The 23730-nt window shown below is 39.7% G+C and carries 21 protein-coding genes; 6 read left to right on the forward strand and 15 right to left on the reverse strand.

The annotated features are described in order from the left end of the window. Positions 1-318: 318 nt before the first annotated feature. The 4 genes from ACPWSO_RS00670 (at position 319) to ACPWSO_RS00685 (ending at position 3069) form a co-directional block, all read left to right on the forward strand. Positions 319-1011 (forward strand): DUF2461 domain-containing protein, encoded by a 693-nt coding sequence (locus tag ACPWSO_RS00670; RefSeq protein WP_426080840.1) that lies wholly within the window; start codon positions 319-321, stop codon positions 1009-1011. 100 nt (positions 1012-1111) lie between these two features. Next, a complete protein-coding gene (locus ACPWSO_RS00675; RefSeq protein WP_426080841.1) occupies positions 1112-1474 on the forward strand; it encodes a hypothetical protein in 363 nt (120 codons plus the stop codon). 32 nt (positions 1475-1506) lie between these two features. Continuing rightward, positions 1507-1668 (forward strand): hypothetical protein, encoded by a 162-nt coding sequence (locus ACPWSO_RS00680; RefSeq protein WP_426080842.1) that lies wholly within the window; start codon positions 1507-1509, stop codon positions 1666-1668. Positions 1669-2184: 516 nt separating this feature from the next. Further along, complete coding sequence (locus ACPWSO_RS00685; protein ID WP_426080843.1) at positions 2185-3069, forward strand: ROK family protein; 885 nt, start codon at positions 2185-2187, stop codon at positions 3067-3069. 198 nt (positions 3070-3267) lie between these two features. Here the strand turns inward: ACPWSO_RS00685 and ACPWSO_RS00690 are convergent, their stop codons facing one another. Both ACPWSO_RS00690 and ACPWSO_RS00695 read right to left on the reverse strand, forming a co-directional pair. Beyond that, entirely contained in the window at positions 3268-3702 is a 435-nt protein-coding gene (locus ACPWSO_RS00690; RefSeq protein ID WP_426080844.1) for a hypothetical protein, read from the reverse strand. 398 nt (positions 3703-4100) lie between these two features. Then, on the reverse strand, positions 4101-4688 hold the full coding sequence (locus ACPWSO_RS00695) for an ATP-dependent Clp protease proteolytic subunit (RefSeq protein ID WP_426080845.1): 588 nt from the start codon (positions 4686-4688) through the stop codon (positions 4101-4103). Positions 4689-4871: 183 nt separating this feature from the next. Between ACPWSO_RS00695 and ACPWSO_RS00700 the strand changes: the two genes are divergently transcribed. After that, entirely contained in the window at positions 4872-5393 is a 522-nt protein-coding gene (locus tag ACPWSO_RS00700; protein WP_426080846.1) for a type 1 glutamine amidotransferase domain-containing protein, read from the forward strand. A 61-nt stretch (positions 5394-5454) separates the two neighbouring features. On the opposite strand, the gene vanT is transcribed toward ACPWSO_RS00700, so the two are convergent. The 12 genes from vanT to ACPWSO_RS00760 all read right to left on the reverse strand — a co-directional run bounded on the left by vanT (position 5455) and on the right by ACPWSO_RS00760 (position 22008). Then, positions 5455-7557 (reverse strand): membrane-bound serine racemase VanT, encoded by a 2103-nt coding sequence (gene vanT / locus ACPWSO_RS00705; protein WP_426080847.1) that lies wholly within the window; start codon positions 7555-7557, stop codon positions 5455-5457. Further along, entirely contained in the window at positions 7550-8137 is a 588-nt protein-coding gene (locus ACPWSO_RS00710) for a D-alanyl-D-alanine carboxypeptidase family protein (protein WP_426080848.1), read from the reverse strand. The genes vanT and ACPWSO_RS00710 overlap by 8 nt, the downstream gene beginning before the upstream one ends. After that, complete coding sequence (locus ACPWSO_RS00715; RefSeq protein ID WP_426080849.1) at positions 8131-9180, reverse strand: D-alanine--D-alanine ligase family protein; 1050 nt, start codon at positions 9178-9180, stop codon at positions 8131-8133. Before ACPWSO_RS00715 ends, ACPWSO_RS00710 begins: the two co-directional genes overlap by 7 nt. 169 nt (positions 9181-9349) lie before the next feature. After that, positions 9350-10297, reverse strand: a complete 948-nt coding sequence (locus ACPWSO_RS00720) for a D-alanyl-D-alanine carboxypeptidase family protein (protein ID WP_426080850.1) — start codon at positions 10295-10297, stop codon at positions 9350-9352. Positions 10298-10383: 86 nt separating this feature from the next. After that, positions 10384-11490 (reverse strand): sensor histidine kinase, encoded by a 1107-nt coding sequence (locus tag ACPWSO_RS00725; protein ID WP_426080851.1) that lies wholly within the window; start codon positions 11488-11490, stop codon positions 10384-10386. Further along, complete coding sequence (locus tag ACPWSO_RS00730) at positions 11483-12163, reverse strand: response regulator transcription factor (protein WP_426080852.1); 681 nt, start codon at positions 12161-12163, stop codon at positions 11483-11485. The genes ACPWSO_RS00725 and ACPWSO_RS00730 overlap by 8 nt, the downstream gene beginning before the upstream one ends. Positions 12164-12471: 308 nt before the next feature. Beyond that, positions 12472-15189 (reverse strand): cation-translocating P-type ATPase, encoded by a 2718-nt coding sequence (locus ACPWSO_RS00735; RefSeq protein WP_426080853.1) that lies wholly within the window; start codon positions 15187-15189, stop codon positions 12472-12474. Positions 15190-15782: 593 nt separating this feature from the next. After that, the gene (locus ACPWSO_RS00740; protein ID WP_426080854.1) at positions 15783-16541 is read right to left on the reverse strand and encodes a tRNA 2-thiocytidine biosynthesis TtcA family protein; all 759 of its coding nucleotides are present in this window, start codon (positions 16539-16541) and stop codon (positions 15783-15785) included. A gap of 72 nt (positions 16542-16613) precedes the next feature. Then, positions 16614-18479 carry an LTA synthase family protein gene (locus ACPWSO_RS00745; protein WP_426080855.1) on the reverse strand — a complete coding sequence of 622 codons (1866 nt, stop codon included), beginning with the start codon at positions 18477-18479 and terminating at the stop codon, positions 16614-16616. 368 nt (positions 18480-18847) lie between these two features. Continuing rightward, positions 18848-19972 carry an ABC transporter permease gene (locus ACPWSO_RS00750; protein WP_426080856.1) on the reverse strand — a complete coding sequence of 375 codons (1125 nt, stop codon included), beginning with the start codon at positions 19970-19972 and terminating at the stop codon, positions 18848-18850. Then, complete coding sequence (locus ACPWSO_RS00755) at positions 19969-21114, reverse strand: ABC transporter permease subunit (RefSeq protein WP_426080857.1); 1146 nt, start codon at positions 21112-21114, stop codon at positions 19969-19971. Before ACPWSO_RS00755 ends, ACPWSO_RS00750 begins: the two co-directional genes overlap by 4 nt. A gap of 3 nt (positions 21115-21117) precedes the next feature. Further along, positions 21118-22008, reverse strand: a complete 891-nt coding sequence (locus ACPWSO_RS00760) for an ABC transporter ATP-binding protein (RefSeq protein ID WP_426080858.1) — start codon at positions 22006-22008, stop codon at positions 21118-21120. A gap of 191 nt (positions 22009-22199) precedes the next feature. Between ACPWSO_RS00760 and ACPWSO_RS00765 the strand changes: the two genes are divergently transcribed. Next, on the forward strand, positions 22200-22898 hold the full coding sequence (locus ACPWSO_RS00765; protein WP_426080859.1) for a TIGR00266 family protein: 699 nt from the start codon (positions 22200-22202) through the stop codon (positions 22896-22898). 196 nt (positions 22899-23094) lie between these two features. On the opposite strand, the gene ACPWSO_RS00770 is transcribed toward ACPWSO_RS00765, so the two are convergent. After that, complete coding sequence (locus ACPWSO_RS00770; RefSeq protein ID WP_426080860.1) at positions 23095-23664, reverse strand: TetR/AcrR family transcriptional regulator; 570 nt, start codon at positions 23662-23664, stop codon at positions 23095-23097. Between the last annotated feature and the right edge of the window lie 66 nt (positions 23665-23730).

Consider the following 23730-nt stretch of genomic DNA (forward strand, 5'->3'; position numbering starts at 1 on the left):
TATTTAAAACCAGCAAAAGATTTCTTACTAAAACATGTCTGAAAAGCCTAAACGAAGACTTTGAAAATAGGAATACTGAAAGTCAATTAATACCTAAATAGTTGATTTTTATAAGAAAACAAACGCAGCTCATCAAGTAGCTTTCAAAATCTGTGTTTTTTGTCACTGAACAAATCATGCAGATTTTTTTGCACGTTATTATTTTGTATTATGTCCGTGCGGCAATTCTTTCACTAGAGGATTGTAAGCTCTTATCTTTTATGAAATAATGAGTATGTAGCGCTTAATTAATAACTGTCAGATAAAGGAGGCTGTTCTATGTCATTAACTAAAACGATTACTTTTTTGGATGAGCTAAACCAAAACAACTCTCTTGCTTGGATGCATGAGCATACAGCTGAAAGAAAACAGGCGTTCATGTTCTTCCATACTTTTGTGGGACAACTCCAAGAACAAGTCAGAGGATTTGATTCAGCTATTCCAGTGATGAACCCTGAAAAATTAAGCTTTCGACTAAATCGCGATATTCGGTTCAGCCATGATAAATCACCTTACAATCCGACGCTTAGAGCGCATATCGGTCCTCACGGCAAACCTTTTATTCCAGTCGGTTATTTTATTCAGCTTGGGCCGAGAAACAGAGATTCTTTTATTGGCGGTGGTTTGTTTGCTGCTCAGTTTTCTGAAGCAACTGCCCTCATTCGAAGCTATCTTCTGGAACACCCTCAAGAATTTCTAGAAATCATCGCAGCTCCGGATTTCAAAGAATACTTTTCTGTCCGCGGCGAACAGCTAAAACGTTTTCCCAGAGGATACGAAGAAACTGGAACAGCCATCGACGACTATCTTAAATATAAAAGCTGGTATCTGGAGTATTCCTTACCCTTACAACTCATTTTAGATGAAGAAGAGTTACTGATAACCTGTCAGAAGGTCTTTAAAGCTATGAAGCCCTTTAATGACTATTTAAATAAAGCATTGGCCGATTTTAGCTTTCCTGAAAGAAAATAATTCTACTATATACATTCTTACTGGCGGCAAGCATCAGGGTTATCATTTTCCAATCCCCCTGATTTTTACTATAATAAAAAGAAAAACGGAGGTGGATGAAATGCCTGCATCAACAGAAAAAATTGATCTATTCTTATCCTATTTATCGGAAACTCATACAAAATCCTTAGCTTTATATGATTTGATCAGTATTCAGCCAAGAACGGATGAAACAGATGTCCGTATTCTAGTAAATATTAATGAAGTATTTACTTATTATCATAGCGTGCGTATTTTCTATTACAGCAATGAAGAGCTGTTTCAAGAAAAAACGGAACCATTTTTCGATGCTTTTGAAGATTTTTATTTTGAGTTAAAACAGGTCTTCTTTCAAGAGGACTCTGACATTGCGGTTCTTTACAGCAAGTTGGACGTCATGAAAAATACCTTTGAAGAGTTGACGAATTGGTTCAATGTTTTATAATGAAAGATGATAATAATTAAAGAGGTGCAGACATGAATCATACGGAAGTTTTAGAACGTTTAAAGGAAGAACTGAAAATTCCATTTTTCAATGGCAATATAGAAGAGAAAGAATATACCGAGGAAGAGTATCAGAAGATCAAATCCGATTTGATTCAGTATTTCGATGATTATGTACGAAATGTAGAAAATTAAAACATTTCTCTCCAAGGCTAGAAAGACCTAGTCTTGGAGTTTTTTTATCATAAGAACGAGCAGTTGAAAGCTCTGACTCTAGCTTTCTTATTAAAAACCTGTCAAAGATGCTTGATTGTTCTTATGCAATCCTAGCGGTCTTCTGCTTTAGAAATCACAAAGAAAAGTAGCCACGATTCATGTAATCAACAGTTTATACGCTATTTTCTTTTTTAGGATTAATTTCAGCTCGCTTCACTATGAGGTTTGAACAATCATCTATTTCTATATTTTTAGTGTACCTAAATCCAGATAAATGTTTCTATTCTGTCCTCATTTAAAAAAAGGAATATTACTATAAATCCTGTAAAAGAAACGCATTTATAATTATTATTTTTTTATAAATCTGAAAATTTTTTCAATAACTGACTTGTGTTAAAAAATGAGTTTTAACGAATTTATGAAATTCTCGTACATATACTTTCCTGCGCAATAAAACTTTTACAGGATTTATATAGATAAGAAAGGCGATGAAAAATGATTATTAGTTTTGATGTCGGCGGCATCTTTGTAAAATACGGCTTATTTGACCTGGAAGGCAACCTCGTCGCAAAAGGAAAGCGTCCAACTGAAATAGAAACAGAAGAAGCCTTCTTCTCGCTGCTTGAAGAAGTTATTCTAGAATATGAGATAGTCCATGAAATTGAAGGAATTGGTTTTAGCTTTCCAGGAGTGATTGATAGTGAAAGCGGTACTTTGATTGTTTCTGGTGCCATCCATCCATTACGCGGGAAGCCCTTTGTGCAAATGCTAATGGAACGAACTGGCAATAAATACCCGATCTTTATTGAAAATGACGGAAACTGTGCGGCCTTAGCTGAAATGTACTCAGGCAACGGTCAGGGACATAAGGATTTTGTTGTTATGACTTTGGGGACAGGTATCGGCGGCGGCATCATTCAAAATGGTACCTTAGTGAAAGGATCCGGCTTCAGCGCTGGAGAGTTTGGTATGATGTTGATTCCCAATGAACATGGCAAAAATGAAATTATTGCTAAATATGCCTCAACACAAGGTTTATTAAATCTGTATCGGCAGCGGCTGGGCATTACTTCAGATACTCCAGTGACTGGGGAAGAAATTTTCAAAGGAAATACGTTTGAGAAAAAAATTGTTTTGAAACGCTGGGGTGAATATATTGCTCTGTGTATCTATAATGTCATAGTTACGATGAATCCGGAGAAGGTCCTGATTGGAGGCGGAGTGAGTCAAAATCCAAATTTGCTGAGCCTAATTGAGCAGCCCTTAAAAGATTTTCCCGAATGGTCTCTTTTTAAAACACCAGTGGACCGTTGTCAGCATCAAAATGATGCTGGTTTAATTGGCGCCTTCTATCTTGTTCGAAATAAAATTTTTAAATAATTAAATAAACAAAATAAAAAAAAGAGATAAAAAAACCATCGGCTTTGGCAAGCCGATGGAAAAGGAGTATTACTCAATAAGAGTAAAATGAAAAATAAAAAGGTTGTTGTTGGTATGTCTAAATAATACAATACTTCTCTAGCTTTGTCTAGTAAAAACATCTTAAAAATAAAATGAGATTTTTTTGTTATTTTATATTTATTTCTTTAATAAAACATTGCTCATTTTTGTAATACAGAAAGAAATATCATCTGTTGCCAAATCCTGTTTTGCTTCTGAAGCTTCAAAAAGTTCAACATCCATCCCTTTTTCTGGATTCAAGGAGAGAACCATTTCATTGCATCCCGCAACATATTCTGTATAAGAACGTTCTAATTTTTTATGAACGCCAATTACTTTTACTGGTGGACGAAGACCTAGAATTAATTTTAGCAAGTCTTCATATTTCATCGTACCTTCTTTAAAGATTCCCTGAATCTCTGTAATCCGCTCTGGAGAAAGCTCTGCTGTCTTCTTATCGTCGATTGCCTGACGCAGCTCCTCGTAATAAACATTCATATTTTCGCCGATTTTTTCGGTCTCCTGCACAATATCGTTAATCTTTTGAATATAATAGCCTAAATTTGGTTTCACTTTTCTTCCTACTTTCTTTTATTATCAATTTATTTTACCGTTTTCCCTTCTTGCTGACAAGCCCAGAATAAAAACCTGTAGTTCCACAAAAATAACTATCGTTATTTTATATGGACTATTCTAGAATTTTTCAAATTTTTTTTGAAATTCTAAAGACTTATAAACATAAAAGAGCGAAACAAAACGGACACTCCGTTTATTTCGCTCTTTAAACCTGAATAAAAAACTAAATAGAAGTACTTATCAACACTAAACTGTGACAGAGCAGCTCTTTTTTATTTCTCGATGCTGCCTCTTCTGTCTCTACTCCTGTCTTTTTCTAAAAAATGTCTTTCCAGAATTAAACACCTCTAGCTTTACTCATTAGATGTCAGCCACTTGACACATCATTTGACTTATTAAATTTCGTCGCTGGATTTAATAATTTTAGATACCATGCCATATTCTTTGGCTTCTTCTGCAGACATCCAGAAATTGCGGTCTGTATCTTTAGCTACCTGTTCATAGGTTTGACCTGTTGCTTCAGCAATCATCCGGTTAACACGTTCTCTCATACGGACAATTTCCTTCGCTTCAATTTGAATCTCTGTTCCTTGACCTTGTACTCCGCCAGCCGGCTGATGAATCATAAACCGAGTATTCGGCAGGCAGTATCTATTCTTGGCATCTGCCGCAAGATAGATTGTGACACCGGCACTTGCCACCCAGCCAGTACCTACAACGATAACCTCTGGCTTAACAAACTGAATCATGTCGTGGATAGTGTCTCCAGATTCTACATGTCCTCCCGGACTGTTGACAAAAATCTTAATAGGCTCATCACCCATTGCTGCTAATAAAAGCAGCTGAGAAGAAACCTCTCTGGCTAAATCCTGTGTTACTTCACCATAAATCAGAATTGTCCGCTCTTCCCATAATTTCTTCATAATCATACTTTGATCATTTTTCGGTGTATTTTCTTTTTCTTCTTCTTCTAAACGATACATTTATACATACCTCCTGCTTTTCAGTAAGGAATGACTATCCATTCCGGTCACTCCTCTATTTTACCAAAAAGTCAGGATTGTTCAAACAAAGAAGTGTCTATCTTTTGAATACTTAAAAAAATCACGTTAGGATAAAGTTAAGCTGATTCATTCAGCCACAACAAACAAGAAAGAGGAGATTCGATGACAAACACAGGAAAAGTTGCAGTATTAGTTACAGATATGGTGGAAGACGTAGAATTGACCTCACCAAAAAAGGCCTTGGAAAGTGCCGGTTACACTTTGACGCTAATTGAAAAAGAAGCCGGCAAAACTATTACTGGAAAAAAGGGAGAGACCTTTGTCATTGATGCAGCGATTGATGATGTTTCTCCAGAGGAATTTTCTGCGTTGCTAATTCCTGGAGGCTTTTCACCTGACCAGCTGCGTGCAGATCAACGTTTTGTAGATTTCACTGCCTACTATTTGGAAAATGACTTGCCGTTATTTGCGATTTGCCATGGTCCCCAATTATTTATCCAGACTGGTTTAACTAGCGGACGTAAAATGACTGCCTATCTAACTGTACAGCCGGATATTCATTACGCTGGCGCTGAGGTTGAAGATCAGGCCGTTGTCATTGATAAGAAACTTGTAACTAGTCGGAATCCAGATGACCTGCCGGCTTTTAACGAAGCAATTGTTTCTGTACTAAAGGATAGCTAAAAGTTCAACCTGTTGAAACAACACTGAAACATAGGGTTACATTCCCTCTGTTTCAGTGTTTTCAATTTTCCAGCCGGCTGCCGATCCTGCTTAGAATCTCATTCGTAATCGTTTGACTTTTTTTAGCGGCTTCTTCACCATTCTCCAGCACCGTTATAACTACCCCTGGCTGAATAGCTGGTGCTTCGGTTAAATCCACCAGCAGCATGTCCATGCAAATCATACCGATTTGAGGCAGCTCCTGATCTTCATAGCTTAGCCTATAACCTGTCTCCGATAAATTTCGAGAAATTCCATCGGCATAGCCTATCGAAACAACACCAACCTTCTGCCCTTTTACCGCCTGTCTACCAGTTCCATAGCCGAGATACTGCCCATACGCAACGGATTTCACCGAGATTAGAATGGCTTGAATCGACAGCACTGGCTTGAGTGTTAACTGTTCCTTTAGCTGGTAATCCGTTTGACTAAGTACGCCATAAAGAAAAAGACCGATTCTGGCGTAATCATAGGTAAGCTCTGGGTAATTCACCACACCATAACTGCTTTGAAGATGTGTCATCCCGTAGTCAATACCTGCCTGCTCCAATTCTTCCAGCAAGCGGTCATACACGTGAATCTGTTGTCTGGTTCGTTCCCGTGATGTATCGTCCTGCGAATCTGTAGAACCTAAATGAGAGTAAATCCCTTCACATTTCAGAAAAGGCAGCTTGTAGGTAGGCAAAAGCTCCATTAAGTCTGGAGAAAAGCCTAGGCGGTGCATACCTGTATCAATCTTCAAATGGCAACGGATAGGAATTTTCCGCCTATTCAACAACACAGCATACTGCTGATGGATAATAGTTTGAATTAAATTATATTTGTTGAGCTCTTTTATTCTGTCAGGATCTGTATAACCGAGGATGAGGATTTCCCCTTGAAGTCCTGCTTTTCTTAACTGAACCCCTTCCTCCAGCGTTGCCACAGCGTAAAAATCAACCCCCAGCTTCTCCAATTCTTTTCCACATTTCACTGCACCATGACCATAAGCATTTGCTTTAAGAACAGCCATCACCCGTGTTTTTTCAGAAAGCAGCTTTTGAAGCAGTTTCAAATTGGCTGCCAGGGCCCGTTTATCCACCTTTTTTTCAGCACGCCTCAGTGTGCCCCCTGTTTTTTTTCTCTTTTTTTCAAATAACGCTATCAGAATCATGCATATGATTACAGTTAGTAGCAACACTAATAAAAACTGCAGCAGACTATTTTGCAGAAAAGGAATCCCCTTTCCAACATAAGCAAGGACAGCAATACTTAGAGGATGAAGAATATAAATACCTAGGGAATAGCTTTTTGCTTTAGCTATATGTATGCTGGGCTTCCATCTCAGGACGCTCTGAAACAAGACATACATAACCAGCGGCAGGCAGAGATACATGCTGTCATGACGTAATGGGTTTCCGTTGTGCAGCAGCGCACCTTCAATCACCAGTAGGAGAAGACAAATAAAAAGCTTTAGGGTTAGATTTAGTATTCGTTTTTCTCTATTTACATAAGCATATACACCTAATAGTAGGAAAATTGGAGCAAAGAACAAGCCATTTCGTGTATATTCTGTTGCTTGAAAAAGAAGCTCATAGAATCCGCGAAAAAAATTATTGTTTTTTATCAAGAAATAATAACTGTCTCCTCCTAATCCAATAAGATAGAGACAACCGCTAACTAGTAATGCAGGATAAAGTCCCAATTTTTTTATCAGACAGACACAAAGAAATACGCCCAGAATTATCGCTGGAAAATACCAGAGATGATAAAGAGGTCCCTCAATAAGAAGCACTTTTAGTAAAGCAGATACAGGCATTGAAAACGACAAGACACCGGTATAAAAAGAAAGGGGTAAATAAAGCAGACAAACAGCTCCATAGAGCTTTAGTAGTTGAATAACGCCTCTTTTAATCCGCCACCACTTTTGATAAACAGGTCGTTCCCCATAGGGGCCTAACAGATAGTAGCCGGTAACCATGAAAAAGAACGGGACTGCTATCCGAAATACAGTCAATGTCAGCACATTATCCAATAATGGATAAATGGAATGAAAAGGAAATGTATGAATACCGACAACCATCACAGCAGCCAATAACCGGAACTGATCAATTCCCCATGCTCGCCTCTGTTTTGGCTTATCCATAAGCGGACCTCCATTTAGATAAAAATTCATGATAGTCTTCTAGTACCCAGTCCTGCTGCTGAATGATTTGGCTATGCGGGCAGCCGACATAGCGGAAATGCCAAGGTTCATATGCGATTCCTGTCTGGTCCTGTCGATGTGGCGGATAGCGTAAAATAAAGCCAAACGCCCCGCAGCTCTCCAGAAAAAGGCTTACCGTTTCCCCTCCTTCAAAGGTTGGACAGATACTATCGTTTTTCTGATTAGCCAAACCTATATCAACCGCTAAGCCTGTCTGATGTTCGCTTCGCTCCGGTCGTGCAACATACTGATTCGTATACTCCTGACCATGCGCAGCAAGACACTGATTATAAAGCTGCTGCTGCTCATCACGGCTGCGATAACCGCTCGTCACAATGAGTTTTTTTTCTGCTTTGATGAATGACACAAGTGCCTGAAGCTGTTGGGCTGTCTCTTTTTCCAACAGCTCCTGTCCATTTGAAAAAGGGGCTGTGACTAGTTCCATCGGTGGTACTGACAACACTACAGGATTTTTGTCATTCACCAATTGAATATAAGAAAATGCTGATTGTTCTACCATCCTTTTTCCTCCTCAGCCAGCCTCAGCAATTCTTCAATAATTTCACTATAAGAAAAACCTTTTTTCTTTAACATATTGGGATATCTGGAATTCTCTGTAAAGCCCGGCATGGTATTAATTTCGTTGAGAAAAATTGCTCCCTGACAAGTAATGAAAAAATCGATGCGGGCCAGACCTGAACAGCCTAGCAATCGGTACAGACGCTCTGCCTGATAACAGATTTCTCTTTTCAAATCTGCAGAAATTCGGGCTGGGAGATGAATGGTTGATGACAGCAGCTGATATTTTTCTGTATAGTCAAAAAAATCTGTCTGGAGTTCAATTTCATCAATTTCACCAATCACCAGTTCTTGATTTCCCAAGATACCACAGCCGACCTCAAATCCTACGACTTCCTTCTCCAAGGTAAAACAGGTATCCATTTTCTCTATCTCCTTAATTCCCTGCTGCAGCTCAGACCAGTTGGTTATCTTCCTAATTCCTTTAGAAGAACCGCCCCTCAAAGGTTTGATAAACATCGGAAAATCATTTTTTTCAATGAAATCCGCTACAGCTTTGCTTCCTGCCTCGTCTATCCGGCATTGAATCGAAGGGGTTGTTTCAATACCAATACTGTTAGCAAAGCGGTGCGTTAAGCCTTTATCCATACATAAAGCAGAAACCGCTGTATTACAGCCGACATAAGGAATATCCATCCAAGTAAACAATCCCTGAAGACATCCATCTTCAACATATTCTCCATGCATAACCGGAAAAAGAATATCCACTGGTAGCTTCTGTCCCTCTTCTATTAGCCAGAATCCTTTCCAGCTTTCGCCAATTACCGGCTGAATTTTCCGGCAAACAGCTTCTTGCTGCCACTCGTCATGTTCAATCAATTGATTATCCCCTGAAAAATGATACCATTCACCCTCTTTCGTAATACCGATTCGGATAATTTCATACTTTTGAAGGTTTAAGACCTTCAATACAGCAGCCGCTGATTTAAGAGAAACTTCATATTCAGAGGAACGACCGCCAAATAAGACTGCAACCTTTTTCATTAAATTTCGCCTCTTTCTTGATAATTGTATTTAAATATGCGACTAGCAGAATCCGCTTGAGCATGACAGCAACAGCTTCATTCTGCCGATGCTGCTGCTCTTTTTGGCGAAAATTCAACTTCCACTATCGCTCTTCCTCCTATTCACTTAATTCTTTCTTATGCGTTTTTTAGAGTTGAGCGCTGTCCAAATCCAGACTGTCAAGCCGCTGATAGAGCAGCCGACTCTCCTTAATATTCCGCTGCTCCGAGTCCCCACTTCCTGAAGCCCCTATCAACACCAAAAGATATTCCTTACCGTCAATCTCAGCCAGACTTGCCAAACATTGTCCAGCATCATAAGTAAAACCAGTCTTTCCACCTTGAATCCGACCTGTTTCCCAATCCAGCGGCTCGCCGCTTTTTAGCAGTGTACTACTTAGATAGACCCCTTCCGGATGAAGTGCTGTCCCTGAAGTCTGATACTCAAAAGTAGTAAATATCTCATAAAAAACCGGATTGTCTAAAGCATAGTCCAATAAAGAGGCAGTATCTGCAGCTGTAGAGTAGTGATTCCCTTCATCCACACCGGTAACATTGTTGAAATGAGTACCTGTCAGACCTAATTCGGCGGCCTTATCATTCATCAGTGCTACAAAGCGTTTCTCTGTTCCTGATAGATGAATAGCCCCAGACAAGGCTGCTTCTGCTCCCGAAGGCAGCATAATGGCATATAGAAGCTCCTCAAAGGGTACTCTTTCTCCTTCTAAAAAGCCTGCCGTTGCCAGCTGCTCCTTTTCTATAAATGGGAAAATTCCTGCTGGTATCTCAACTACCTCACTAAAATTCTGCTGATGCTCTATCAAGCATAATGTCGTCATAATTTTAGTCAGCGAAGCAATTGAAACTTTCCGATTGCTTTCTTTTTGGTAAACTGCCGCTCCGCTTCTTTCCTGTAGATAAACTTGTTTAGCAGTTATTCCTTCAAGCCAGTCATTCTCTAGGCTTTTCTCCTGATTCAATGATAAAACAAGAGGATTGCGGGCAGGATTCTCGTCAACAGCTGGATTCTGTAGAAAAACAGCTGCGGCAGAAATACCCAGAACTACTGGAATTAACATCTGATATCTTTTTTTCATCAAAAAAGCACCTCCTTTATGGTTTTATTAAACCAATAAAAGAGATGCAGTATTTTAATTATTACTTAGCTTCATCTTAAGTTTTCTTAAGACTTAGGCAGTATCACTTCAAACGTGGTTACTCCATCCTTGCTTTGCGCATGTATTTCACCATCATGCGCTTGAACAATTTCTTTAGCGATAGCCAAGCCTAACCCGGCGCCTCCTGTTTTAGTTGAACGAGCATGGTCCAGCCGATAAAATTTATCAAAAATCAGTTCCAGTTGACGTGCTGAAATTGTTGGTCCCTCGTTGACTACAGACAGCTGAATCGTTTTTATTGACTCCACTAAGCTGATTTTTATTGTTGAACCCTGATTTCCGTAAGACAGAGCATTCTTAAACAAATTATTCAACACTCTGGCCAGCTGATCACCATCAGCTTCTCCAATGAGACTATCTGGACCTGAGTATTCGATTTTTTGTTCTTTTTCACTTAACAATGGATAAAATTCTTCAATCATCTGCTGAGTTAATAAAACCAAATCCATCTTCGTTTTATTCAAGTGAATATCCTGTAGACTAAATCGAGTAATATCAAAGAATTCATTAATCAGTTCTTCCAGGCGGCCGGCTTTATCAAGAGTAATCTGCAGAAATTTTGCCCGCTGAGCCATCGACAAATCTGGAGAGTCGATCAGCAAATTTAAATACCCTATCACAGAAGCCAGCGGTGTCTTCAAATCATGAGCCAAATAAGTAATTAAATCCTTGGTCCGCTGTGTTTCCCTCTTCAACAATTCCTCATTCTTCATATTCGCCGACTTAATTTTCAAAAGCTCATTATCCAGACCAAGGTCGCCTGTCGAAGGGGCAGTATCTGTAGTCAAATAAACGGGTATTTTGGTTGTCAGCTGCTTCACTTCTTTATTAATACTGCTTTTTGAAATAAAGTAGCTGCTAATAGCAATGACCACAATCATAAAAATAAACAAAGAAATCAACAGCAGCTTCAATGCTTCCAGATTAATCTGTGTTTCATGGTATACCTGTCCATCCACCTCAAAGCTGCTGCTGTATGCTAAAAAAGTATAAAGCATCGTTCGAAAAACCTGGCCTATCCCGCTTTGGATAAATAGGAAAAATAAAAGGATGACGCTAGCGCAGGCGATTCCCAGCTTCAATAAGAGCTGACGATTTATATTTTTAGTCAATTTTATAGCCTACCCCCCATACTGTTTGAATATACTTAGGTTTTTCAACCGAGTCTGACATTTTTTCTCTTAAGTGACGGATATGCACCATAATCGTGTTGTTGGCATTGGTATAGTACTTTTCGCCCCAAATCGTATGAAACATCTCTTCAGAACTAACTGCCTGTCCCTGATGTTCACACAACAGCTTTAAAATAGAAAATTCCAGTGGTGTTAAATAAATTTCTTCTCCGTCCAATAAAACCTTACGCTTTTCTAAATCAATGGTTAGTCCCCGAATCGTTAAGGCTGTATCGCCAGCACCATTATAGGTAGTGAAACGCCGCAGCTGGGCCTTCACTCTGGCAATCAGCTCTAAAGGCTTGAAGGGCTTTGTCATGTAGTCATCTGCCCCAATAGTCAACCCAGTAATTTTATCGATTTCCTCACCTTTAGCGGTCAGCATAATAATCGGGTATTTTTGTGTCTCCCTGATTTTCCGACAAATTTCAAAGCCGTCCATGTCCGGCAGCATAACATCTAAAATCGCTAAATCGATCTGTTTTTCATTAAGAGCCGTTAGAGCTTCCGCTCCAGTATGGCAGAGGATCGTTTGATAGTTTTCATTTTGTAAATAATAGGCAATCAAATCGGCAATCTCTTTTTCATCTTCAACAAGCAGAATCGTCGTCATCTTTTCTGCCCCCTTCCCTCCCTTAGTGTAGCAAACTGCTCTCTACAACTAAAGAAAGAAATCCTTAAGATTTCTTCAGATTTTCCATTCATTTGAGGTTGTGTCTGAAAATTATCCCCAAAAAAACTTGGAGCAAAAGCAGCCATTTTTCCTGCTTTTGCTCCAAGTTTTACGATTTTATTCAGTTTTTTTACCAACACATGCGGTCGGAGAACCATTACTTAAACAACGGACTTGTCATCTATCCAATGGCGGATAAGCAGCGAAAGCTTGGAGCTGCTTTGTCTCTCCGCCTTTTTACAGCCTAACTAGACTGCTTGCTTCTTTAAGCTCCTTTGAATAAGCTTCACGACCTCTACAATTGGTATAATTGAGAATGCGGCAACCGCCACAATCAGCCATTGATATGGATCCAAAGGCGTTACTCTAAATAAATCATTAAATCCGGGAATGATGATTGTTGCCGTCAGCAATAGCGCTGAAATCAACAACGCCCAGTTAAAGGTCTTGTTGCGGAACACACCAACCTTGAAAATAGATTCATGAATGGACTTCACATTAAATGCATGAAGCAATTGAATCAGGCCCAATGTAGCGAAGGCCATCGTCAATGCGTCGCCATGCTGTAAATCATATAGTGCTTGCGCTGACAGCTGCGGCATATTTATTGCGGTATGCGCTGGATTTGTGATTGCCAGATGATAAACAAACAAAATCAGACCACCCTGTAAAACTCCCTGATAGATTACATTGGTGAGTACACCGCCGGAAAAGAAATTAGAATTCTTCCCACGCGGGTTTTGTTTCATCACGTCATTTTCGGCAGGCTCCACACCTAAAGCAATCGCTGGGAAGGTATCCGTAACCAGATTAATCCACAGCAGGTGAACGGGTAATAATGTGTCCCAGTTCAGCATAGTTGCAATAAATAAGGTCAGAACCTCTGCTAAATTGGCAGACAATAAATATTGAATCGTCTTCTGAATATTAGAAAAGACTTTTCGACCTTCTTCTACAGCAACAATGATTGTAGAAAAATTATCATCTGCCAGTACCATATCCGAAGCTCCTTTTGATACTTCCGTTCCGGTAATTCCCATACCAATACCGATATCTGCTGCTTTCAAGGCTGGCGCATCGTTCACACCATCACCAGTCATTGCCACCACCTTGCCCTCATTCTGCCAAGCTTTGACAATTCGAACCTTATGCTCTGGCGATACTCGCGCGTATACAGAATAGCGGCCCACCGTTTTAGCAAATTCTTCATCTGAAAGTTCATTCAGTTCTGCACCTGTAATCACTGCCCCGTCATCACCCGGCTGGATGATTCCTAAACGTCCGGCAATCGCTTCCGCAGTTTCCCCATGATCTCCAGTAATCATAATCGGACGAATACCAGCTTCTTTTGCCACCTTCACTGCCTGTGCTGCTTCTTGCCGCTCTGGGTCAATCATTCCTACTAACCCTGCAAATATCAACTCTGTCTCAACCTTTTCAGAACTCATATCCACTGGAATAGCATCTGCTAGTTTATATGCCATACCCAATACACGGAGGGCCTGCTTGGCCATTTGAGTATTATTGCTCAAAATTTCCTGCCTGTGCTGAGGAGTCATTGCTGTTGGCTGATTATCCAGTAAAATACTACTGCAGCGCTTCAATAGTTCGTCAGGTGCTCCTTTAACGGCAACTAAATACCTTCCGTCAGGCAGCTGATGAACGGTTGTCATCAGCTTGCGGTCCGAATCAAAAGGAATTTCAGCTACACGAGGCTCTGCTTCAACTCGTTCTGTCACGTTAAAATCATGCTCCAAACCAAACTGGACGAGTGCTGTTTCTGTGGGATCACCAATCAAGGTACCGTCTTCCGCGATTTTCGTATCATTTGCATAAGTCATAATCTTCAATGCCATATTGTCTAAAGGAACTTCTTCAGCTGCTGGTGCCAAACGACCATTTGTGTATAGAGCTTCCACCGTCATCTGATTCAAGGTCAGTGTTCCTGTTTTATCCGAACAAATAATATCTGTACTACCTAGAGTTTCTACTGCAGGCAGTTTTCGAACGATAGCTTTTTTCTTCGCCATTTTCTGTGTGCCCAATGCCAGAATAATTGTGACAATCGCCGGTAATCCTTCTGGTATTGCAGCAACAGCTAATGAGATGGACGTGAGAAGCATATCCACCCATTCCCTGCCGTTCAGCATGCCCACGACAAACATTACGACAGCAATAATCAATATCGCAATAGTCAAAACTTTCCCCAGCTGATTTAAATTTCGTTTTAATGGCGTTTCCTGCTCTTTTTCTCCCGAGAGCATCCCGGCGATCTTACCAACTTCTGTATTCATTCCAGTTCCAACTACTACACCTGTCCCCCGTCCGTAAGTGACATTGCTGTTGGAGTAAGCCATGTTGATTCGATCACCAATTCCGATTTCCTGCTCTGACTGCGGCAATATCCCTGTTTTCTTTTCAACTGGCACGGATTCTCCAGTCAAGGCAGCTTCTTCAATTTTCAAACTAGCCGCTTCCAAAATCCGTAAATCTGCCGGAACCACATCTCCTGCTTCTAAAAGAACAATGTCGCCGGGAACTAGTTCATCACTTTTGACGGTTCGAGTATGTCCGCCGCGGCGTATATTCGCATTAGGTGAAGACATTTCCTTCAATGCTTCAATAGCCTCTTCAGCTTTCGCTTCCTGTAATACGCCAAATACTGCATTTAACACGACAACTAATAAAATAATGACAGAATCAACAATATCGTGAGAGAAAAATGCAGAGATAACCGCAGCTGCCAGCAAGACAAGAATCATAAAATCCTTGAATTGTTCAAAGAATTTCACCAACATTGATTTTTTCTTTCCTTCAGCTAATGCATTTTCGCCGTAATCGGCTAATCGTTGTTGGGCTTCTTCATCAGATAATCCTTCCATGCTGCTGCCCATTTTCTCCAGTACGGTTTCTTCTGATTGTGTATAGAACGTTTCATTCACCTGTTCCTTATTCTGTTCTGACATATGTCATCCTCCTTAGCTAGTACACCTGACTACTCACCTATTCTATCTAATTTTCAAAAAAATATAAAAAAATAGACTTCTGTGTAGTACTCAAAAATAAGTACACACATAAGTCTCACTGTTTAAGACAACACCAGAAAAATATTTTCCGTGATGGTGATGCTGCCGCGATGTATGACCGCCAGTTACTCCCTCATGGGTTTATATTGACATATGGATTATCTGACCTTCACTTACGCATACATCAACACTATTATTATGCCCGATATCAGAAAGAAGCGCAAGAAAAACCGCCGTTCATTTTGAGTGAAAATAATTACAGTTTTTGCGTCATTTATGATGTATCTGCTCTATTCACCTTAGTCATCACAGAAAACACTCCTTCTGATGGTTTAGGATTAACGCAAGTTCATTTTATCTGTCAGCTGTCCGTCTTTTAGGTTTTTCTACTTAAAATGTCAGGAAAAATTCATTACGAAATATTTGACCAACCAACGTATTGCAGCCCCTTTTTCATTAGCCAAAAAAAGCTGCAGTACTGACCAGTTGACCATGCTGCAGCTTATAAGAAATAGATGATTTACTCTTGATTTTCAGTCTTCTTTTTTACTCATGCTTTTTGTCCAAAAATCTTCTATTGTTCCCTGTTCCATTCCCATGACAAATTTTTCCCGAATATCTGGATAACTATCAGAAAGACCAGCAATCAGCTGTTTGACTTCTTCACGCTTTGTCTTTTTATCCACTGGACAAGGATTGAAAATGACCGGCAGCGCTTCCCGCTTAACCATACGGATAATTTCTTTTTCCTGCAAATAAAGCAGCGGGCGAATCAATGTAATATTCGTTTTAGTTAAATAGCTAATTGGCTCAAAGCTGGCCATTTTTCCATGGAATAAAAAGTTCATAAAATAGGTTTCCACTGCATCATCTAAATGATGACCCAAAGCAACCTTGTTGCACCCAAGTTCCTTTGCTCGATTGTATAAAATCCCTCTTCGCAGCTTCGCGCATAACGAACACGGCGAACGCTCTTCCCGAATATCAAAGACAACCTTGGCAATGTTTGTTGGTACAACGTCTAATGAATAGCCCAGGCTCTCCACAAATGCTGTCAGCGGCTGAATATCCATATCAAACGCCATATCGAGAGAAATCGGAACGATATCGAAAGAAAAACCCAGTCGTTCCTGCTTTTTAATCATGTCCAGAAAATAAAGCAGACTAGTGCTGTCTTTTCCTCCACTCATTCCCACAGCAACCTTATCTCCCGGCTGAATCATTTGATGATTTAATACTGCCCGGCGAATCGGGTTGTAATAGATTTGATTGTCTTTTTTCTTGAACCCCATACTTATACTCCTTTAATTAAACACTCGCTGCTGACTCTGCAAATAAACAGCAGCCCTATCCTAATATTGCTATTATTCAGATGCTGGATCAAAAAAAGCAGCCTTCAAACTATACTTTTCACCAGAAACAATATCATACTGAATCAGCCGATAGGCCTCATAATATTCTTTCTGTGTCTGATTTAAGCTCAACTCTTTTGTCCATTCTCCATTAGTGTTGTAATAAAAACCTTTTTCAAATGCCGGAACTGCTCTCTGAACATCTAAAAGCAGCTGATAAAAGCCAGTTGTTTTTAAGTTACTCTGTTCAAACAGAGAGGCACCAAAATAAAACGGACTTGTTACTGCATCATGTTTTTTTTGTTCTGAAAGCTCCCCTTCTGTATCGTACATCATAAACTCTGTTTTGTGCATAGCAGCTTCTTCATTCTCCGCCTTAATTTCATCGGAGTAGATACTTGGCAGATGATCTCCCCAGAAAACTACCAGCGTTCGACGGTTCAGCTGATTCAGCTCCGTGAGAAAATCCTGAAGCGCCTGACTACTATAAGCAACGTCCTGCATATAACTGTCTATCGTTTTTTTATTCCCCTGACTTTGTGACGAATAGTCTAAATCAGTATACTTATCAGAATACGGCATATGGGTCTGCATTGTCACTAGATGAACAAACTGCGGCTGATTCTCTTCCTCCAGCAAATCCATAACCTCCTGATAAGCGGCTTCATCTGATATATATGGATTGTTCTGCTGTGTATCCGTGTGCGTCATCGTCTCTTCATATAGAAACTCATCAAACCCCAGCAGATCATAGTTATCTTTTCGTTTATACATCGATGTATTATATGGATGTATAGCTGTTGCTTGATATCCCTCACCTTTCAATAGTGAAACAATTGAAGGCAGTTCATCCAGCTTTGGAAGAAGCATCGTATAGGGGGTTGTCAGCTGTGCATTAAACAGTTCCATGGACAAGCCTGTTAGTGCCTCGAACTCGATATTCGCCGTCCCACCGCCGTAGTTCTGAGACAACATCTGACCACTGTAGGTTTGCTCAGCAATTTTATCATAAACCGCCAGCGGGTTTTTATTCGCAGTAATGCCTTCCAGCGCCAATGGATCAGAGAAGCTCTCACTCATTACATAAATGATATTCGGCTGCTCTTCTACTGCTTCTTGATTTCTCATTTCAGCCTGCTTATTATACTTTTCAACAATGTCTGTAATAGCTTCTTTGGAATAATTTTCCGGCTCATCCATCGCTGTAACCTTCATATTATAAAGAAAGCCTCCGATAAATCCAGTATTGTAATAGTTCATCTTTTGACTATAAGGAATCCATAGTGCTGTTCGGTTGTAGCCTTTTCTCAGAAGGTTATTCGGATTGTTAAAGTCGCTGATATACAGGAGTAGTATTGCTGAGCAAAGAAGCAACACCCCTCGAATGATTTGAAATTTCTTTGGTTTGAAAAAGCTCTTATAGACAGCCCAGCCAAAGGCACCAATCCCCGCTGCAGCAATCAGCAAAATAAGCACAAACGGGAGCGTTCCTACCATTTCTCTTAAAAGTCCAAATTCGGTAATCATCTTTAAATCATCCGGATAAATCGGTTCTGTCCGATAATACATTTTCTGATAATCCGCAAATCCCAAGACTCCAATAATAATCGCATAAATCAAGCTGCCCACTTTCACTGAACCGGATAGAGTAATCCAAAACAGCAAAAATACTGCTGTTGCGGCACAACCTAAAAAGAATTTCTCAGAATGCCAGGAAAAGGCAAATTTAAAGGCTAGGTCATAGGACAAATTATTTTGACACCATTGAAGATAGAGATTACTAAAAAGAATTAACAGAAGCAAGCCGATACTCAATAAAATTTTTTTATCTCTCAGCCAATTAAAAAGGCTGCTGATTTTATTTAAAAAAGTTTTCACACAAATCTCCTTCTATATAAATCCTGTAAAAGTTTCTATCTAGATGAAGCACCTTTTCTTATAAGGATAAGCAAAGGAGATAGAACCGGACGGCAGCACGGCTGCGGAATTTATATACATTAAAATACATACCTTATCATTTTATGTTTTAACCATTAAAAAGTAAAGTTTCCATTATAATTTCCTAATTAGAATCATTCCTTTACTAACGAGAGGCATTATTAGTAAAGAACTCTCACAGCATCCCCTACTATTACTAAGTTTACAACCATTACTTATTATAAAATGGCTGGAACTACACCCGACAAATCAAGAGAAGCAGCCAAAGAACAAATGTGCTTTAGGCTGCTTTTTCATTACTGATTTCTTTATTTTTTCCAATAAACATTCCGCTTAAAACAATAGTTGCCTATTAACAAAAGAATCGCTGCTGCAGCTATTAGACAAATCATTCCGGAAGACATTCCAATCGACGGATTGTGCAGCACTCTGGGCAGACACCAATTCGCATAGTATTCCTGATTTTCGATGCTATATTGACCATAGGAACGAAAATCATAACCAATGAAAACTTTCCCTACATTTAAATACGTAAATGGATTAAGATGAGCTATTTTTCGTAAAAAATCTGCGGAAGAAACGCTGACTAGATAGCCCTCTAATAATAAAAATACAGTCAGTGTAAGAGAAACTATCGTTTTTCTGACAATGGTGCTAATTAGAAAATGCAGAGCGAAGCAGAATAATAGAACAAATAAAAGCAACAATAGTACTTGAAGCATATATTGAATAACTGGGATAAACGTCATTGAAATTTCTGTAAAAACGATTACTGGGTAGAAAATACTACTGCCGCCAGAGAAAAGACTTCCCACTACAAATGCTATCCCAGTCAATCCGGCAATAGTCAAAAAACTGTGCAGCACTGCTAGTAAATATTTGCTGAAAAACAAATCTCTACGGCGAATTGGCTGACTTAACCCCAACCTCATTGTTCCTGCTTCAAGTTCACCGGAAAAACTGTCTCCGAATAAAAACAAAGCGTAGATAATCCCGAGAATACTCGCAGCATAGGTCAGAAAAACAGCAGCAAATAGACTGTTTTTGGTTCCATACCGCATGGATTGAGGCGGCAGCTCTTTTGAAAGCAGTTCCTTGTTCAGCGCAGTCCGATAATAGGGATAGGTTGGCAGCGTCAAGATATCATCGATATTCTGTCCTTTATCTGCACGCTCTCTAAAATCTGCCTCTTGAAGCTCAATGGATAAATTTACTCCCTCTAAATAGGCAGCCTGTTCCTTATTAAAGTCATTCTGATTCATAACTGGCTTGGAAAGCTGTCCTTCCTCCTGAATTGCTTCATTTTCCTGATGGCTCATATAGCTGTTAAAACCAAACAAAGTAACCAGCAGCAGAAATCCACCTGCTAGGAAAAGATAAACTTTTCCAGTTTGCCAAAGCTTCTTTTCTTCAAACAACCATAATTTTTTCATCTCTTTTTCACCACCCAAACTCCTAGCTTCCATAGAACAATATTACCTAAAAGAAGCACAATAATGCTAAATAACGGTGAGTGGAAAAAGCCGTTTGTTTCAGTAATATAAGTATGAACATCCATATATAGAAAAGGAATCCAGCGTCCGGCACCCGCATCGGCAATAAACGGCAGCAGGATATTCGGTACCAGCAGAAGAAAAAGAAAAACGCCTAAAACTTCCAAAGACTTTCTGATGATTTCCGAAAGCAGGAATAAAAACTGAAGTAAGAACAACATATACAGCAGCTGTAGAACAATTGCTTTTACTAAGTATTCTCCCAAGGGTATAAAACCAAAGCCTGATGCATATTCGATTAGAATCGGATAGTTTATACTGCCGGAACCAAAGAGAAGACTGGCTATTGTATAACTCAAAATCACTCCGCCTAAAACAAGAACAACTAGAATTACAGCTGCGGTCTGCATTTTATTAAAATAGCGTTTTCGTCTAGAAGTCGGCTGGACAGCCAGCAGTAAATAATTACTCCGTTCATATTCACTAGTCAAATAATCAAAAAATAAAAAGCCGACAAGTAATACTGCACCGCCAATACTCATCCACCATTGTAGAAACGAGTAGAGAAAATACGCACCTTTAGGACTGGTGGTTAATTCTTCAATAGTCAGCCCTCTTTCCATTAGCCAGTGGTTTCGGGCCAGCTGCTTCTCAGCATCCTTTCTCGACAACAGTTGCCATTCTGTTCCGCCTGCCTCCATATAGGCAATCTGCAGTACCAGTCGCTCGCTTTGTAGCTGCAGCCGCAGTTCGTCCTGTCCATTTCTACGGGCTGCATTTTCATCTTCTAAAAGATAAAGAACAGAGACTACGCGCTGATATTGTTCCTTATCTTTATCTGAGCGAGGCTCTCCTGCTTCATTCAAATGATGCAGCATTTTGTACGGCTCTGACGATCCTGTGTAGTTTTGAGGTGGCTGAATCTCTTCCCCCATAGCCTTTAGTTCGGTGTAATCCCCCTCACCTAAACGAGTGCTGCTGTCCCAATGCTCTGCCAGCTGAACACTAAATACCAGAACCAACAAGACCAACAATAAACCATTTTTAGGATTTCTTTTCCATTTTACCCACTCAAACTTCATCTACTACACACGCTGAGCCTTTGAAAATAAATGATAATACATTGTCTCCAAAGTGCCTCTGGCCATCCGCTGATCAAAAACTGTCAGCTGCTGCTCAGAGCAAAAGGCTTTAAAGGCTAATAGCTGTTCTGAACAGAATGAACCGCAAATTTTATAAGAATCAACTAATTGATAAGACACATCGATTTGGTCAAGAAAGTTCGCTGCCAGCTCCTGCTCTAATAATATAAATTCATACTCAGTTTCTTCAAAGTTTACATTGTCTTTGGAGATAAGTTCCCCGTCATGGAGAAACAGAACATTGTCAGTAACCCGCTCTATTTCCTCCAGATTGTGAGAGGATACAATAATTGTCACCCCTTTTTTATATAACTTATTCATGATTTCTCTAACTTGAACAATACTGCCTGGGTCCAGTCCATTCAACGGTTCGTCCATCAATAGAAGCTTGGGCTCTCCCATTAATGCAATTCCCAGCAGAAGATGCTGCTTCATTCCCAAAGAATAGTTTTTGACCTTTTTTTTCATATAGCTGGCCATCCCTAGCTCTTCTACAAGTGCCTGCATCTCGCCTTTAGTTTTTTTATGCTCTTGTCGAATGAATTCCATATGATCCCACCCGGTCAGCTGCTGATAAAGAATTGAAGGATCTTGTAAATAAGCCATATCATAAAAGATTTCATAATCGCTGTTTGGTCTGCCAAATATAGTGATTTCCCCTTCATCAGGTGTTTCAATATCTGTAATTAGATTCAACAGAGTAGTTTTCCCCGTACCGTTCGGTGCGACCAAAGCAATAATCTGAGGAGTATCAATGGTTAAGTCAACATCTTCTAGAACCAGCTGAGGTCCAAAGCTTTTTGACAGCCCTTTTATCTTTAAAATTTCCTGCATGTTCTTCTCTCTCCTTTACGCCTGTGTTTCTCCCAAACTTTTCTCTTTCAGTCTATCCTGAATCTATTGAAGAACTGTGAACAAAACGTTCTTAATTTCGAATTTTCTTTGAATTATCTAGGAATAAAGTTATAATTATTTACAGCTACTATTTTTAAATTTATTAATTTTTTTTAAAGGAGATGTACTGGATGGAGTATACAATGACAGAAAACACGTTGTTTCCATTAGTAGAGGTGACTTTACGTAATGGGGAAATGATACAACTTGAACGGGGAGCGATGGTTTATCACAACGGGCAAGTAAATCTGGAAGGAAAAATGAACAGTAACGGGCAATCCGGAATTGGCGGAGCAATCCGTGCATTAGGCCGTTCAATGAGCAGCGGCGAAAGCTTCTTCATCACTCAGGCAACTGGTTTAACAGACGGAGCACGAATTGCACTAGCTCCAGGAACCCCTGGCGCTATTCGTGAGCTACAGGTAGGAATGGAACACTGGCGCTTAAATGACGGGGCTTTTCTAGCCTGTGATTCAACTGTTTCTTATCAGATGAAACGTCAAAAAGTAAGCACTGCCTTCTTTGGCGGTACTGGCGGTTTCTTCGTAATGGAAACAGCCGGCAAAGGAACGCTTTTGGTTAATGCTTATGGAGATATCGTTGAATTAGAGCTTGACGGCAGCCAACCGTTCGTCATCGACAATCAGCATGTCGTTGCTTGGACAGAATCATTAGACTACAACATTAAAGTAGCATCTGGTCTTTTCGGCTTCACTACAGGTGAAGGTTTAGTCAATGAATTCCATGGCCGGGGTACAGTGCTTATTCAAACAAGAAATGTTGAAGCTTTGGCAGGAATGGTTGCGCCATTTATCGCCACAGGTAAATAAGAGATAAGCTAGTATGAATGAAGCTAGACGTTTCAAGAACTAAGGTCAGAGCTGAAAAAGATTAGCTTTCAGCAATGAGCTGACCTTGGCAACACTCTTTTTCATTCCTTACTATAATAAAACCAAAGCAGAGGATAATGTCACCGTTAGCGGCATTATCCTCTGCTGTTTAATAGTTTTTCTTTCATATAATTTTCTAATGAATATCAATGGGCTTCTCACGCTTTAAAACGGTATTGATGCTTTCTTTCATTAAATCTTCAATCTGTTCGTCTGTAGCCGAAATGATTCCCGAGGTCATAAGTGCAGCAATCCCCGTGGCAACGATCCAAGTTCCCATATGTAATGAATTAATTTTAACTTCATCCAAATCTGCATACTCAGCATCCTGCTTGACTGCATTTGAGAAGTACGTATATGAAAACTCCTGCATTCGCTGACCGCCCCCATATTCTTCCAGATATAAAGCACGGTATAACTTGCTTTCATTTTTTGCGAAATGAATATAGTTCAAAGCCAAATCAATAATTGTATTTCCAGTATGCTCCACAGGAAATACTTCTGTAGAAAGGTAACGGTGAATCTTAGCAAACAGCGCCTCTTTTAAGTCATCCATATTTTCAAATTCCAAATAAATCGGTTGAGTAGAACACTTCATTTTTGCTGCGATATTTCTTGCTGTAAATTTCGAGAATCCTTCGGTTGCTACTACATCGTAGGCAGCATTCAGTATTTGGTCTTTTGTAATCGTTTTTTTTCTTGCCATATTCTCAATCCTCTCTACCTATCCTCAACAAAGCTTCCATATCATATCTACTGTTATTGTAACACG

It is taken from the genome of Enterococcus sp. LJL51 (assembly GCF_049894025.1).
Classification (GTDB): domain Bacteria; phylum Bacillota; class Bacilli; order Lactobacillales; family Enterococcaceae; genus Enterococcus_L.

What these genes read in the sequence shown, in the direction of transcription:
- ACPWSO_RS00670 (WP_426080840.1), top strand. Translation starts at nt 319, where the DNA reads ATGTCATTAACTAAAACGATTACTTTTTTGGATGAGCTAAACCAAAAC.
- ACPWSO_RS00675 (WP_426080841.1), top strand. Translation starts at nt 1,112, where the DNA reads ATGCCTGCATCAACAGAAAAAATTGATCTATTCTTATCCTATTTATCG.
- ACPWSO_RS00680 (WP_426080842.1), top strand. Translation starts at nt 1,507, where the DNA reads ATGAATCATACGGAAGTTTTAGAACGTTTAAAGGAAGAACTGAAAATT.
- ACPWSO_RS00685 (WP_426080843.1), top strand. Translation starts at nt 2,185, where the DNA reads ATGATTATTAGTTTTGATGTCGGCGGCATCTTTGTAAAATACGGCTTA.
- ACPWSO_RS00695 (WP_426080845.1), bottom strand. Translation starts at nt 4,688, where the DNA reads ATGTATCGTTTAGAAGAAGAAGAAAAAGAAAATACACCGAAAAATGAT.
- ACPWSO_RS00700 (WP_426080846.1), top strand. Translation starts at nt 4,872, where the DNA reads ATGACAAACACAGGAAAAGTTGCAGTATTAGTTACAGATATGGTGGAA.
- vanT (WP_426080847.1), bottom strand. Translation starts at nt 7,557, where the DNA reads ATGGATAAGCCAAAACAGAGGCGAGCATGGGGAATTGATCAGTTCCGG.
- ACPWSO_RS00710 (WP_426080848.1), bottom strand. Translation starts at nt 8,137, where the DNA reads ATGGTAGAACAATCAGCATTTTCTTATATTCAATTGGTGAATGACAAA.
- ACPWSO_RS00715 (WP_426080849.1), bottom strand. Translation starts at nt 9,180, where the DNA reads ATGAAAAAGGTTGCAGTCTTATTTGGCGGTCGTTCCTCTGAATATGAA.
- ACPWSO_RS00720 (WP_426080850.1), bottom strand. Translation starts at nt 10,297, where the DNA reads ATGAAAAAAAGATATCAGATGTTAATTCCAGTAGTTCTGGGTATTTCT.
- ACPWSO_RS00730 (WP_426080852.1), bottom strand. Translation starts at nt 12,163, where the DNA reads ATGACGACGATTCTGCTTGTTGAAGATGAAAAAGAGATTGCCGATTTG.
- ACPWSO_RS00735 (WP_426080853.1), bottom strand. Translation starts at nt 15,189, where the DNA reads ATGTCAGAACAGAATAAGGAACAGGTGAATGAAACGTTCTATACACAA.
- ACPWSO_RS00740 (WP_426080854.1), bottom strand. Translation starts at nt 16,541, where the DNA reads ATGGGGTTCAAGAAAAAAGACAATCAAATCTATTACAACCCGATTCGC.
- ACPWSO_RS00750 (WP_426080856.1), bottom strand. Translation starts at nt 19,972, where the DNA reads ATGAAAAAATTATGGTTGTTTGAAGAAAAGAAGCTTTGGCAAACTGGA.
- ACPWSO_RS00755 (WP_426080857.1), bottom strand. Translation starts at nt 21,114, where the DNA reads ATGAAGTTTGAGTGGGTAAAATGGAAAAGAAATCCTAAAAATGGTTTA.
- ACPWSO_RS00760 (WP_426080858.1), bottom strand. Translation starts at nt 22,008, where the DNA reads ATGCAGGAAATTTTAAAGATAAAAGGGCTGTCAAAAAGCTTTGGACCT.
- ACPWSO_RS00765 (WP_426080859.1), top strand. Translation starts at nt 22,200, where the DNA reads ATGGAGTATACAATGACAGAAAACACGTTGTTTCCATTAGTAGAGGTG.
- ACPWSO_RS00770 (WP_426080860.1), bottom strand. Translation starts at nt 23,664, where the DNA reads ATGGCAAGAAAAAAAACGATTACAAAAGACCAAATACTGAATGCTGCC.